The sequence below is a fragment of the Curtobacterium sp. MCBD17_019 genome (genome assembly GCF_003234555.1).
GTDB lineage: Bacteria > Actinomycetota > Actinomycetes > Actinomycetales > Microbacteriaceae > Curtobacterium.
In genome coordinates this window covers 75,062-88,542 of the sequence record NZ_QKTT01000014.1, presented here as the reverse complement: position 1 = coordinate 88,542, position 13,481 = coordinate 75,062, and the positions used below count along the sequence as shown (strand labels likewise).

Annotated in this window: 10 protein-coding genes and 1 other RNA gene; 3 read left to right on the top strand and 8 right to left on the bottom strand. The window is 70.5% G+C overall.

Translation table 11 applies throughout. The features are described from left to right. The first annotated feature begins 41 nt into the window (after positions 1 to 41). Positions 42 to 1,484: an O-acetylhomoserine aminocarboxypropyltransferase/cysteine synthase family protein gene (locus DEI82_RS13120; protein WP_258372065.1), complete on the top strand. Its 1,443-nt coding sequence runs from the start codon at positions 42 to 44 to the stop codon at positions 1,482 to 1,484. Further along, on the top strand, positions 1,484 to 2,791 hold the full coding sequence (locus DEI82_RS13115; protein ID WP_111037224.1) for an LLM class flavin-dependent oxidoreductase: 1,308 nt from the start codon (positions 1,484 to 1,486) through the stop codon (positions 2,789 to 2,791). Before DEI82_RS13120 ends, DEI82_RS13115 begins: the two co-directional genes overlap by 1 nt. 100 nt (positions 2,792 to 2,891) lie before the next feature. Here DEI82_RS13115 and DEI82_RS13110 read toward each other — a convergent pair whose 3' ends face one another. From DEI82_RS13110 to DEI82_RS13075, 8 genes are all read right to left on the bottom strand, one after another. Beyond that, positions 2,892 to 4,547 (bottom strand): APC family permease, encoded by a 1,656-nt coding sequence (locus DEI82_RS13110; protein WP_220035624.1) that lies wholly within the window; start codon positions 4,545 to 4,547, stop codon positions 2,892 to 2,894. 132 nt (positions 4,548 to 4,679) lie between these two features. Further along, positions 4,680 to 5,630 (bottom strand): hypothetical protein, encoded by a 951-nt coding sequence (locus DEI82_RS13105; protein WP_111037222.1) that lies wholly within the window; start codon positions 5,628 to 5,630, stop codon positions 4,680 to 4,682. A 358-nt stretch (positions 5,631 to 5,988) separates the two neighbouring features. Next, positions 5,989 to 6,366: a transfer-messenger RNA gene (ssrA, locus tag DEI82_RS13100) on the bottom strand. Between the two features lie 185 nt (positions 6,367 to 6,551). Continuing rightward, the gene (smpB, locus tag DEI82_RS13095) at positions 6,552 to 7,028 is read right to left on the bottom strand and encodes an SsrA-binding protein SmpB (protein ID WP_111013736.1); all 477 of its coding nucleotides are present in this window, start codon (positions 7,026 to 7,028) and stop codon (positions 6,552 to 6,554) included. A 108-nt stretch (positions 7,029 to 7,136) separates the two neighbouring features. Next, entirely contained in the window at positions 7,137 to 8,051 is a 915-nt protein-coding gene (gene ftsX, locus DEI82_RS13090) for a permease-like cell division protein FtsX (protein WP_111009261.1), read from the bottom strand. After that, entirely contained in the window at positions 8,048 to 8,806 is a 759-nt protein-coding gene (gene ftsE, locus DEI82_RS13085) for a cell division ATP-binding protein FtsE (RefSeq protein ID WP_111009262.1), read from the bottom strand. The genes ftsX and ftsE overlap by 4 nt, the downstream gene beginning before the upstream one ends. A gap of 136 nt (positions 8,807 to 8,942) precedes the next feature. After that, on the bottom strand, positions 8,943 to 10,049 hold the full coding sequence (gene prfB, locus DEI82_RS13080; protein ID WP_111009263.1) for a peptide chain release factor 2: 1,107 nt from the start codon (positions 10,047 to 10,049) through the stop codon (positions 8,943 to 8,945). 106 nt (positions 10,050 to 10,155) lie between these two features. After that, on the bottom strand, positions 10,156 to 11,322 hold the full coding sequence (locus DEI82_RS13075) for a cysteine desulfurase family protein (RefSeq protein ID WP_111009264.1): 1,167 nt from the start codon (positions 11,320 to 11,322) through the stop codon (positions 10,156 to 10,158). 84 nt (positions 11,323 to 11,406) lie between these two features. Between DEI82_RS13075 and DEI82_RS13070 the strand changes: the two genes are divergently transcribed. Next, on the top strand, positions 11,407 to 13,449 hold the full coding sequence (locus DEI82_RS13070; RefSeq protein ID WP_111037220.1) for a glycogen-debranching protein: 2,043 nt from the start codon (positions 11,407 to 11,409) through the stop codon (positions 13,447 to 13,449). Positions 13,450 to 13,481 lie beyond the last annotated feature (32 nt).

Genomic DNA, 13,481 nt, shown 5'->3' with positions numbered 1-13,481 from the left:
ATGGGCGCAGGTGCGCCGGCAGAGGCAGAGAGAGGTGGGACGTGCCCGAGAGCGACACGGCGACGGCGGGGTTCGGGTTCAGCACCGAGCAGGTGCACGGCGGGGTCGTGCCCGACTCGGCGCACGGCGCGCGGATCACCCCGATCCACATGTCGTCCGGCTTCCTGTTCGACGACTTCGGGCAGGCGCGCGACCGGTTCGCCGGCGACGACGCCGGGTACACGTACACGCGGCTCGGCAACCCGACGAACGCGTCGCTCGAGCGCCGCGTCGCCGTCCTCGAGCGCGGGGTCGAGGCGATCCTCGTCGGCAGCGGACAGGCCGCGGTGACCGTGGCGCTCCTCGGTCTGCTGCAGGCCGGCGACCACGTCGTGTCGGCGTCGAGCATCTACGAGGGCACCCGCGGCCTCCTGCTGCAGAACCTCGGACGACTCGGGATCAGCGTGGACTTCGTCGACGACGCCCGTGACCCGGACGCCTGGCGGGCGCTGATCCGCCCCGAGACGCGGCTCCTGTTCGGCGAGTCGATCCCGAACCCGAAGAACGACGTCCTCGACATCGCGATGGTCGCCGCGGTGGCGCACGAGCACGGCGTACCGCTGGTCGTCGACAACACACTCGCCACGCCGTACCTCGTCCGGCCGCTCGAGCACGGCGCGGACATCGTGGTGCACTCCGCGTCGAAGTTCCTGGCGGGACACGGCTCCGCCATCGGTGGGGTCGTCGTCGACGGCGGTCGCTTCGACTGGGCTGCCACGGGCGGCCGGTTCCCCCATCTGACCGAACCGGACCGCGCGCTCGGCGGCCGGAGCCACGTCGACCGCCACGGCGACCGGGCGTTCGTCGTGTACGCACGCGACGTCGTCGCCGCACGGCTCGGCCCCACCCCCTCGCCCTTCAACGCGTTCCTCATCCAGCAGGGCGTCGAGACGCTCTCGCTGCGCATGGAGCGACACGGCGCGAACGCGCTGACGATCGCCCGGTGGCTCGACGCGCAGCCCGAGGTCGCGAACGTGGACCACGCGGGGCTCGAGTCCAACCCCTACCACGACCTCGCGACGCGCTACCTGCCGCGTGGGGCCGGTTCGGTGTTCGCCTTCTCGCTCGCGGGCGGACGGGACGCCGCCCAGCGGTTCGTCGACGCACTCGGCCTGTTCAGTCGCATGACGCACCTCGGCGACGTCCGGTCACTCATCCTGCATCCGGCGTCGACGACGCATGCCCAGCGGACGCCCGAGGAACGCGCCGCAACCGGCATCGACGAGGGCCTGCTGCGCGTCTCGGTCGGCATCGAGGACGTCGAGGACCTGATCCGCGACCTCGAGCGCGGCTTGGCGGCGGTCCGGTCCGCCGAGGGGCCGGGGGTCGGTCTGCCCGCCGACGGTCCGGCAGGCCCGACACCGGTCGCGGAGACCGCCACCGTGGACGAAGACGTCCGGTCCGGCGAGTTCGGCGCTCCCCACATCGTGCTCGAGGAGATCTGATGCCACGGATGCAGCACTTCGGGTGGTTCTTCGCCCGCGGGTTCGGCCCCCAGGGGTGGGGTCGGCCCGACTGGGACTGGGGGTACGACTGGACCCGTCCGGACCTGTACCAGCAGTCCGTCCGGACACTCGAACAGGCCGGCCTCGACCTCGTCATCGCCGAGGACGCGATCTCGCTCGGCAACCCGTCGACCCTCGACCTGCGCATCCGGCAGGCGTACGGCGGCCCGAAGCACGATCCGCTCCTGCTCGCGCCGTACCTCTTCGCAGCGACGCAGCACATCGGCGTCGTGCCGACCGTCAACGCGGGCATCACCCCGCCGTACCTGGCGGCCCGACAGGCGTCGACCCTGGCGCACCTGTCGGGCGGCCGGTTCGGGCTCAACGTCGTCACCGACGTCGGGAGCGCGCGGCACGTCGGCGCCTCGCCGCTGCCCCATGACGCCGCGTACGACCGCGCCGAGGAGTGGCTCGGCGTCATCCGGCACCTGTGGCACAGCTGGGGCGAGGACGCCCTCGTGGCCGACACCGACACGTGGCACTTCGCCGACGGCGAGCGCACCGACGGCTCACGCCACCAGGGCACGTACTTCGACGTCACCGGTCCGCTCAACGCGCTCCCGCTCGCGGACGACCCCGTCATCGTCTCGCCGGGCGGCTCGGGGCGTGGGCTCGCGTTCGCGGGCACGCACTCCGACGTGCAGCTCGCCCTCGCCCCGCTCGACGCCGCAACCGTGCGTGGGTACCGGTCCCGCATCGCCGAGGCGTCCGTCGCTGCAGGCCGGGCGCCGGGTGCCGTACGAACGATGTTCGTCGTGAAGCCGGAGATCGTGTCCTCGGCGACCGAGGCCGACCGGCTCGTCGACGCGTCGCGGCACCCGACCGACGAGGACCTGCTCGTCGTGGCGATGGGCCAGTCGAGCGACCTCGAGACGGACCTCACGACGCTCGACCTCGACGCACCCCTGCCCGCGGGACTGTTCGGCGACCACGTCTCCGCGGGCACGATCCGCGGTCTCGTCGGCGACACCCCGGACGCCCCGCTCCGCGCGCTCCTGACCCGCAAGGCACGGAAGGGCCGGCTCGCGGACCGCACCGGCTTCGTCGGCACGGCGGAGGAGTTCGCCGACTTCGCCGAGGAGCTCGGCGACGACGCGGACAACGACGGCTTCATCCTCTCCGGAGACCTCCACCCCGTCGCGGTCACGCGGATGCTCGCGGACCTCGTCCCGGTCCTCCGTCGCCGCGGTCTGCTCCGTCGCGAGTTCGGTGACGGCGGCCTCCGGGCCAACCTCGCCGACTTCTGACGCTCGACCGCGCCACGATCACGGGTCCGGGAGCGACGAACGGGAGGCGGTGCGCACGTCGTGCGCACCGCCTCCCGTTCGAAGTGAGCGGAGACCGCGATCAGTGGGTCGGCACGGCGTCGACGACGCTGGTCTCCTCGGTCTCGCGGACGTCCTCGGCGGTACGGAGGATCTCCTCACGGCTCGAGGCGCTGTTCACGGCCCAGTAGTAGATCACGATCGAGAACACCGCGGTGACCGCGATGTCCCACCAGAGCGGGAACCACGGGTGCTTCAGCGGACCGAAGTCGCTGAGGAACACGATGAGACCCATGCCGATGAGGTACGGGAACAGCCACTGCGCGGCCCGCCAGTCCCAGCGCGGCTGGACCGCACGGTTCCCACCGAGCACCCGGTTCAGGATGATGATGACGAAGCCGAGCGCCACCGCGATCCCGAGCTTCCAGTCCGTGGACCAGCCCGTCCACAGGATGATGAGGTTCGCGACGATGAACGACAGGGGTGCGAGGACGCTGGCGGCCGGCAGCCGGTAGGGGCGCTCGGCGTCCGGGATCCGCTTGCGGAACGCACCGAGGGCGAGCGGGGCACCGCCGTACATGAGGACCGAGGCGCTCGTGATGAGGCCGACGAGCGACTGCCAGGACGGGAACGGCAGGAAGCACACGACGCCGATGACGAAGGCGAAGATGAGGCCGAACCACGGCACCGCGCCCTTCGTGATCCACTCGAACGCCCGCGGGAAGTACCCGTTCTTGCTGAGGCCGTACGAGACGCGCGACGACGCCGTGACGTAGATGAGGCCGGTGCCACCGGGCGAGATGACCGCGTCGATGTAGATGATGACCGCGAGCCAGGTGATCCCGGCGCCCATGGCGATGTCCGCGAACGGGCCGGTGAACTTCGTGTAGGCACCGGACAGCCAGGTGTGGCCGATCTCGGACGGGTTGAGCGCACCGAGGAAGAAGATCTGGAGCAGCAGGTAGATCACGAGGCCGATGACGACCGAGCCGATGACCGCGCGCGGGATGTCACGCTTCGGGTTGCTCGACTCACCCGCGAGCTGGTCGGCCTGCTCGAACCCGAGCAACGAGAAGATGATGCCCGAGGTCGAGACCGCGGCGAGGATGCCCTTCGCACCCTCGGGCGCGAATCCGTCGGCGGCCGTGAAGTTGCTGCCGTGGAACCCGGAGAACCCGAGCACGATGATGACGAGGACGGGGATGCCCACCTTCCACCAGGTCGCCGCGGAGTTCGTGTTCGCGAGGATCTTGACGCTGAACAGGTTGATCACGGTGAGGATCAGCATGAGGAAGATCGCGACGGCGATGCCCGAGCCCGTGAGGACGCCCGTCGACGGCGTGACGAAGGTCTGCGCCCACTTCCAGTGCTGCGCGTAGTTGATCATCGCCTCGACCTCGATCGGGGCGACCGTCGCGGCCTGCAGCCACGAGAACCAACCGAACGACGCGCCGGCGACGCCACCGAACGCGATGTGCGGGAAGCGAGCCGTGCCTCCGGCGATCGGGAACATGCCGCCGAGCTCGGCGTGGACGAGTGCGAGCACGAGGATCGCGACACCGCCGATCGCCCACGAGATGATCGCCGAGGGACCAGCTGCCTCGAGGGCATGCTGGGAACCGAAGAGCCACCCGGAACCGATGATCGATCCGGTCGAGGCCCAGATGAGCCCGATGAAGCCGACGTTGCGCTTGAGTCCGGTGTCCGGCGGCGTCGTCGTGGTGGTGGTCGTAGCCAAAGTCGCTCCTGTGTCGGATTGCTGAGGACTATGCGACTCTTCCACCATCCGCACCCGGTGAACGTTCAGGCAACGCGATCGGAACACAGCCGTAACCGGATGGAAACACAGCGCCTGTACGATCCCACAGGTTCACTGGCCTTTCTTCGACCCGCCCTTCTTCGACCGGTCCTTTTTCGCCGACGGGTCCTTCCGCTTCGACTTGTCCTTCTGCTTCGACGTGTCCTTCTGCTTCGACTTGTCCTTCCGCTTCGACCGGTCCTTCTGCTTCGACTCTTCCTTCTTCTTCGACTCTTCCTTCTTCTTCGACTCTTCCTTCTTCTTCGACTCTTCCCTCTTCTTCGAGGCGTCCCTCTTCAACCGGTCGGGCTGCTGCGCGCGAGCGATGCTCGGCTCGCCCGAAGGCGGCGTGGGGAGCGGCGGGGCCTCGGTCACCGCGACCTGCGGCACGACTCCCACGACGACGGGCGCGTCCGCCATGAGCGCCGCCTCGTCCGGTGTCTCGGCGACGACCACCGCGTCCCCCGGTTCGGGCACGTCGTCGACCACGTGCGCCTCGACCGCCGGGGCAGCGGGGTCGACCACGCGCTCGACGACCACCATCGCACCGTCCTCCGCCAACCGGACGAGCGCGCTCGCGGCCCGGACGCGTGCGGTCAGACGCCCGGCAACCACGTCGGTGCGGGCGTCCTCGAGGAACCGGCGAAGCGCCCGCTCGGCAACACTCCGACCGCGCGGCGCACTGCGATCGAGGCGATCGAGCTCGCCGACGACTCCCGCGGCACCGTCGACCCGCTCCCCTGCGGCGGTCGCGATCGCCGACGCGACGACCACCGCCGCCCGCTCGACGGCCGAGGACCGGTCATCGAGCACGAGCACCATCTCGAAGCCGTTCGCGGTGCTCACGGTCTCGACCCGCACCGGGTCGCTGCCACGACCGCGCAGGACGAGACGCGCCTCCGGCGTGGGCAGCCAGCGGACGACCGCGGCGAGCGTGGCGACGGCCTGCACGGTCCGCTCGTAGTCGGACAGCCCGAGCCGCTCCCGAGCGGCGAGCCGGACCCGGATCGCGATCTCCTGCACGTGCGTCCTCCCGTCGACGGGCCACCCGCACCGCGGGACCCTCGTGTGAGCGAGCGGACCGGCGTCCGCCGACCCGACGCCGACGCTACCGACGGGAGGCGCTCGATCGATCGTGCTACGCAGGCAGCCCACAGGAACCCGGCCTCGCAGGTACCCAGGCCGGGAGTACCTGGGTCTCCGAGCACCGATGAGCCCCGGAGAACCGCCGGGCCCCGGAGAACCGCCGGGCGCTGGAGAACTGCTGGGCGCTGGAGATGGGGGCTGAGACGCCCGAGGCCGCACCGGCGCCCGCGGAGCGGAACCGGTGCGGCCTCGGACGACCACGTGTGTGACAGTGACCCCGCGGATCGATCCGCAGTGGTGGAGATGGGGGGAATTGAACCCCCGTCCATCGCTGTGATTCGACGTCTTCTACGGGCGTAGCCAGATGAGGCGTTCTGCTCGACTCCGCCCTTTGCTACTGGCTTCTAGGACGACGAGCCCAGCCCGGATGCAAGTCCCGCGTGACCTCCGGACGGAATCACGCAGCGAGTCCCCTGGATGACGCCGGACACGGGATAGGGAACGATCACCCGGCCGACGGACTTCATGTGGCTCTACTGCTTACGCAGCGAGAGCGAAGTCAGTGCGCTTGGAATTGGCACTTGTTGTTTTCCACGGATCGTTGACGAGATGACCGTGGATCCTCGGCCCGCTTCCCGTCGGCACGCAGGCGATGTCGAAACCGATCATCCCCATGACGGAGGGCCACTGTCACACTGTGGAGTTGTCAGCGCCGCGTGAGCGGCACCACACGCCTCGTGGTGGAGGCGGTTGCCCAGTCTAGCGCGCTCACACCGGACCCTGCCAGGCCAGCACGGTCCTCCCGGGTCCGCGCGGGGCGAACGGCGCCGGAGCGAACGGCTCGCGAGGCCCGCCCCGTCACTCCCCGAGGTGCCCGCGCGTCGAGATCGCGCGCTCGGCCTCACGGCGGTCCTGGCGCTCACGCAGCGCCTGCCGCTTGTCGTACTCGCGCTTGCCCTTCGCCACGGCGATCTCGACCTTGGCCCGGCCGTCCGAGAAGTAGATCTGCAGGGGGACGAGCGTGTAGCCGCCCTCCTTCGTCTTGTGGCTGATCTTGACGATCTGCTGCTTGTGGAGGAGCAGCTTGCGCTTGCGGCGGGGCGCGTGGTTGTTCCAGGTGCCCTCGGTGTACTCGGGGATGTGCACGGCGTCGAGCCAGGCCTCACCGCCGTCGATGAAGGCGTACCCGTCGACGAGCGAGGCCCGGCCCTGTCGCAACGACTTCACCTCGGTGCCCGAGAGCACGATGCCGGCCTCGTACGTGTCCTCGATGAGGTAGTCGTGCCGCGCGCGCCGGTTCGTCGCGACGACCTTCTCCCCGCGTTCCTTCGGCATGTCGAGTCCTCTCCGCCGGCCACCGGTGTGTGGCGGCCGCCCAGTCTACCCAACCGGTGTCGACCACCCACGCTTCCCGAACGACAGCCGCAGCAGCGCGCGGGAAGGTCAGACCTTGAGGTACCGCCGGATCGCGACGCTCGCGGACAGCGCCGCCAGGATGCCGCCGATGACCACCACCGCCGGCACCACCAGCACCGTCTCGCTCATGCCGATGAACGGTGTGCCCGTGAACCGCGTCGCCAGGTAGCCGCGCACGAAGAACCAGACGACGGCGACGATCGCTCCCCCGGCGAGGACCGCCCCGATGAGCGAGGCGATCACCCCCTCGAGGATGAACGGTGTCTGGATGAACCGGTTCGACGCACCGACCAGCCGCATGATGCCGAGCTCTCGACGTCGCGAGAACGCCGACAACCGGATGGTCGTCGCGATGAGGAGCACCGCCGCCACGAGCATGAGGGCCGCGATGCCGACCGCCGTGTACGACGACGCGTTGAGCACCGAGAAGATCGGCTGCAGGTACCCCCGCTGGTCGACGACGCTCTGCACCCCCGCGAGCTTCGACAGGCTCTCGATGAGCACGTCGGACTGTGACGGGTCCTTGAGGTTCACCCAGAAGGTCTCGTTGAGGTACTGCGGCTTGACGAACTCGGTCGCCGGGGAGTCCTTGAACTGCGACTTGAAGCGTGTGTACGCCTGGTCCTGCGTCTCGAAGTAGGTCTTCTGGATGAACGGCTTGAGTGTCGACGAGCGGAGCTGCTCCTCGACCTGCTGACGCTGGTCCGCCGTCGCCTTCGCCCCGGTGCAGTTCCCCGTGGTGTCCGTGTCGGTGCACAGGTAGACGGCGACCTGCGCCCGGTCGTACCAGTACCCCTTCATCTGGGTGATCTGCATCTGCAGCAGGATCGCGGTGCCGACGAACGTCAGCGAGATGAACGTCACGAGCACGACCGACACGACCATGGACGCGTTGCGGCGGAGGCCGGAGCCGACCTCCGACATGACGAGCCCGAGCCTCATCGGACGATCCCCGGCAGCGTCTGGATGCCCGTGGTGGTCGACACCGGCTGCTGCCGCACGATCGGCACCGCCTGCGTCTGGTAGCCACCGGACTGCTCGTCGCGGAGCACGTTGCCCGCCGACAGCTCGATCACGCGACGCTGCATCTGGTTCACGATGCCGGCGTCGTGCGTCGCCATGAGCACGGTGGTCCCGCCCTGGTTGATGCGCTCGAGCAGGGCCATGATGCCCGCCGAGGTCGTCGGGTCGAGGTTGCCCGTCGGCTCGTCCGCGAGCAGGATCGCGGGCTTGTTCACGACCGCACGGGCGATCGCGACGCGCTGCTGCTCACCACCGGAGAGCTCGTGCGGCAGGCGGTTCGCCTTGCCCGACAGTCCGACCATCTTGAGCACGTCCGGCACCGCCTCGCCGATGAACCCCTTGCTCTTGCCGATCACCTGCAGCGTGAACGCGACGTTGTCGAAGACGTTCTTGTTGGGCAGGAGCCGGAAGTCCTGGAACACCACCCCGAGGTTGCGGCGGAAGTAGGGGACCTTGCGCGATGACAGGGAGCCGAGCCGCTGCCCGAGGACGTGGATCTGACCCTTGGTGGGGCGCTCCTCCTTGAGGACGAGCCGCAAGAAGCTGGACTTGCCGGAGCCGGAGGCCCCGACGAGGAACACGAACTCGCCCTTGAGGATCTCGAGGGTGAGGTCGTTGAGCGCCGGATTCGGGTTGCCCGAATACACCTTGGTGACCTGGTCGAATCTGATCATGACCCGATCAGGGTAGGTGCCGTTCCTCGGAACGCAAGTCAGGCGCGCGGTTCGCGGCCGGGAGGGACGGGGCCGGTCCCGGCGCGTCCGTCGCGGGCTCCTCAGGCGGCGACGCGCAACGCTGGCGCGGTGCCTGTCAGGCGTCGCCGCGCTTGCGCCACCTGATCCCGGCGTTGAGGAAGCCGTCGAGGTCACCGTCGAACACGGCGCTCGGGTTGTTGACCTCGTACTCGCTCCGGAGGTCCTTGACCATCTGGTACGGCGCGAGCACGTACGAGCGGATCTGGTCCCCCCAGCTCGCCGTGATGTTCCCGGCGAGCTCCTTCTTCTTCGCGTTCTCCTCTTCCTTCTTGAGGAGCAGGAGGCGCGACTGCAGCACGCGCATCGCCGCGGCGCGGTTCTGGATCTGGGACTTCTCGTTCTGCATCGAGACGACGGTGCCGGTCGGGATGTGCGTCAGGCGGACGGCGGAGTCCGTCGTGTTCACCGACTGTCCACCCGGGCCGGAGGACCGGAACACGTCGACCCGGATGTCGTTCTCGGGGATGTCGATGGCCTCGGTCTCCTCCATGAGCGGGATGACCTCGACCGCGGCGAAGGACGTCTGGCGCTTGCCGGCGGCGCCGAACGGCGACATCCGGACGAGACGGTGCGTGCCGGCCTCGACCGACAGGTTGCCGAACGCGTACGGGGCGTCGACCTCGAACGTCGCGGACTTGATCCCGGCCTCTTCCGCGTAGCTGGTGTCCATCACCTGGACCGGGAACCCGTGCTGCTCGGCGTACCGGAGGTACATGCGCAGGAGCATCTCGGCGAAGTCCGCGGCATCGACACCGCCCGCGCCGGCGCGGATCGTGATGACGGCCGGGCGTGCGTCGTACTCGCCGTCGAGGAGCGTCTGCACCTCGAGCTCGCCCATCGTCCGCGAGAGGGCGGTCAGCTCGTCGCGGGCCTCCTGCGCGCTCTCCTCGTCCTCGGCCTCGTTCGCCATGTCGACGAGGACCTCGAGGTCGTCGAGGCGCTGCTCGGTCTCGGTGATCTTCTTGAGCTCGGCCTGCCGGTGGCTCAACGCGCTCGTCACCTGCTGCGCGTGCGCGGTGTCGTCCCACAGATCAGGCGCGCCCGCCTGCTCGCTCAGCTCGGCGATCTCACGCTCGAGGCGGTCCACGTCGACCACCGAGCGGATGTTCCCGAACGTCTCGCGGAGGGCGGAGATCTGCTCGCTGATGTCCAGTTCGACCATGATCGACAAGCCTACCGGCCCAGCCGCCACCGTCCCCGCGGCCGGGGTCGGCAGTGGAGCATGCGCGGCGGCGCCGTCCGCGCCACCGTCGTCCCGGCTGGCGGCCTCAGCGGGCGCCGATGGCGGGCGCGTGTCCGGCCATGCCCGCGCGGGTGGCTCGTCGGACCGCGTCGGGCAGTGCATCGAGGAACGCGGCCACGTCGTCCGCCGTGCTCGTGTGCCCGAGGGTGATCCGCAGCGCGCCGCGCGCGGTCTCCTCGGACAGGCCCATGGCGAGCAGGACGTGCGAGGGCTCGGGCACCCCGGCCTGGCACGCCGACCCCGTCGAGACCGCCACGCCTGCCGCGTCGAGCAGGAACAGCAGGGAGTCCCCCTCGCACCCCGGGAACGTGAAGTGCGCGTTCCCCGGCAAGCGGTCCACCGGGTCGCCGCGCAGCACCGCGGTCGGCACGCGCTCCGCGACCCCGGCGACGAGCGCCTGCCGGAGCGGCGTGAGGTCCGGGTGGGGCGCCGACGCGGCGACGCCGAACGCCGCGGCCGCCGCCGCGTCCTGCGTCCCGGACCGGACCTGTCGCTGCTGCCCACCACCGTGGAGGAGCGGCTCGACCACGGCGGTCCGCGACAGGACGAGCGCACCGATCCCGACGGGGCCGCCGATCTTGTGCGCCGAGACGCTCATGGCGTCGACACCGCTGCTGTGGAAGTCGACGGGCACCTGGCCGAACGCCGAGACCGCGTCACAGTGGACGGGCACGCCCGCCGCGTGCGCCAGGCGGACGACGTCGGCCACGGGCTGGATCGTGCCGACCTCGTTGTTGGCCCACAGGAACGTGACCAGGGCGACGTCCGCGGGATCGGCGAGCGCCGCCTCCAGGGCGACGAGGTCGAGGCGACCCCGCTCGTCGAGCGGGACCACGTCGACGACCGCGCCCTCGTGCCGGGCGAGCCACTCGACGGTGTCGACGGTCGCGTGGTGCTCCCCGGCGGGTACCACGACGCGTGGTCGACGGGCGTCGCGCTGCCGGGCCCAGTACAGGCCCTTGACGCCGAGGTTGACGCTCTCCGTGCCACCGGAGGTGAAGACGACCTCGACCGGATCGGCGCCGAGCGAGCGGGCGACCCGTTCGCGGCCGGTCTCGAGCGTCGTGCGCGCCCCCTGACCCGCGCTGTGGATGGACGCGGGATTGCCGACCACCGACAGCGCACGCGTGTACTCGGCGAGCGCGGCGGGCAGCATCGGCGTCGTCGCAGCGTGGTCGAGGTAGACCGGCACGGTGCCTCCCGGGTGGTGCGTCCTCGCGCCCCCGGCCGTGGGCGCCTCCACAGGGTACGCCGGTCGCTCGCTAGCCTTGATCGGGTGCAGACCGTCGACATCGTGCCCGAGCCGGGGCTCCGTCCCGACGCTGACGGCGCGTCGTTCGCCGTCCGTTCCGCCACCGCGATCGCGGTGACCCTCGTGGTCGACGCCTCCGCGACCCACGGTCCGATCCACGTCCCCCTGCAGCGCGACGGCGACGTCTGGACCGGCCGCGCCGACGGCGCCCGTGTGGGCGACACCTACCACCTGCTCGCGGACGGACCACGGGGTGCCCGTGACGACTTCGACCCCCTCCGTCCGCTGCTCGACCCGTACGCGCGCGGGATCGAGCCGGCCGGCGACGGCTGGACCTCGGTCGTGGTGGACGAGGGCTTCGACTGGGGCGGCGTGCCGAAGCCGGGCACGTCCATCGACCGGACCGTCCTGTACGAGGCACACGTCCGCACCCTGACCGCCGGTAACCCGGCGGTGCCCGAGCACCTGCGCGGCACCTACGCGGGACTGGCGCACGAGAGCACGATCGCCCACCTCCGGCGGCTCGGGGTGACCGCGGTCGAGCTCCTGCCCGTGCACGCCTTCCGCTCCGAGGAGTGGCTCCGGCGAGCCGGGCGCGAGAACGCCTGGGGGTACAACACGCTCGGGTTCCACGCCCCGCACGCGCCCTACGCCTCGGCGAGCGCCCGGGCGGCCGGGGCGACCGCGGTGCTGCGCGAGTTCAAGGGCATGGTCCGGCTCCTGCACGAAGCCGGCATCGAGGTCGTGCTCGACGTCGTCTACAACCACACGGCGGAAGAGGGCCTCGGCGGCCCGACGTCCGGACTGCGCGGGCTCGACGGGGCGACGGCGTACCGCTGGGCGGAGGAACCAGCGGCGGGCGCGGAGCGGTACTTCGACACCTCCGGATGCGGCAACACCCTGGACACCTCCCAGCCGGCGATCGCGGACCTCGTCGTCGACAGCCTGCGGTACTGGGCACGCGAGGTCCAGGTCGACGGGTTCCGGTTCGACCTCATGGCGGCCCTGGCACGGGACGCCCACCACCGGTTCGACCCAGCACACCCGCTCCTGCAACGCCTGCGCGACGACCCGCTCCTGCAGGACGTCAAGCTCATCGCCGAGCCCTGGGACGTGGGGCCGGACGGTTGGCGGACGGGTGCCTTCGGCCCGCGCATCGCCGAGTGGAACGACGGCTTCCGCGACACGGTCCGGCAGTTCTGGCTCACCGACATCGCCCGGGAGCGCCGCGACGGCAGCCCGATGACGGGCATCGGTGCCCTCGCGGGTGTGCTCGCCGGGTCCCGTCACGTCTTCGGCGCCGACCGTGGCCCCACGGCGGCGGTGAACTTCGTCACGGCGCACGACGGCTTCACGATGCGTGACCTCGTGTCGTACGACCACAAGCACAACGAGGCGAACGGCGAGGACAACCGCGACGGCACGGACGACAACCGCTCGTTCAACCACGGCGTGGAGGGGCCGACCGACGACCGCGGGGTCCGTGCCGCGCGGCAACGGTCCCTCCGGAACCTCATGGGCACGCTGCTGCTGTCCGCGGGCGTGCCGATGATCACCGCCGGCGACGAACGAGGTCGGACCCAGCACGGCAACAACAACCCGTACGCCATCACGGACGCGTCGATGTGGGTCGACTGGAGCCCGGACCCGGACGTCGAGTGGATGGTCGAGCAGACCGCCGCCCTCGTGCGTCTCCGGGCGGCGCACCCGGCCCTCCGGCCGTCGCGCTTCGGCACCGGCGGCGCCGACACTCCCTCGGCGACCAGGATGACCTGGTACGCGACCGACGGCACCCCGATGACGAACGACCGATGGGACGAGCCGACGCACCGGGCGCTGCAGTACTTCGCCGAGTCGACGCCCGAGGACGAACCCGACGACCGCGTGCTCGTGATCGTCCACGGCAGTGGACGCACCCGCGACATGACCCTCCCGGCGCACGGCGACGTCGAGGCCTACCGCCTGGTCTGGTCGAGCGAGAAGCACCGCGACCACGAGCGGCACCGGTCCGTCGGCACGGTGTTCACCGCCTACGGACCGGGCATCCACGTGTTCGAGATCGTCTGAGCGTCGCCCGCGCCAGGGCCCGCGGCGGACCC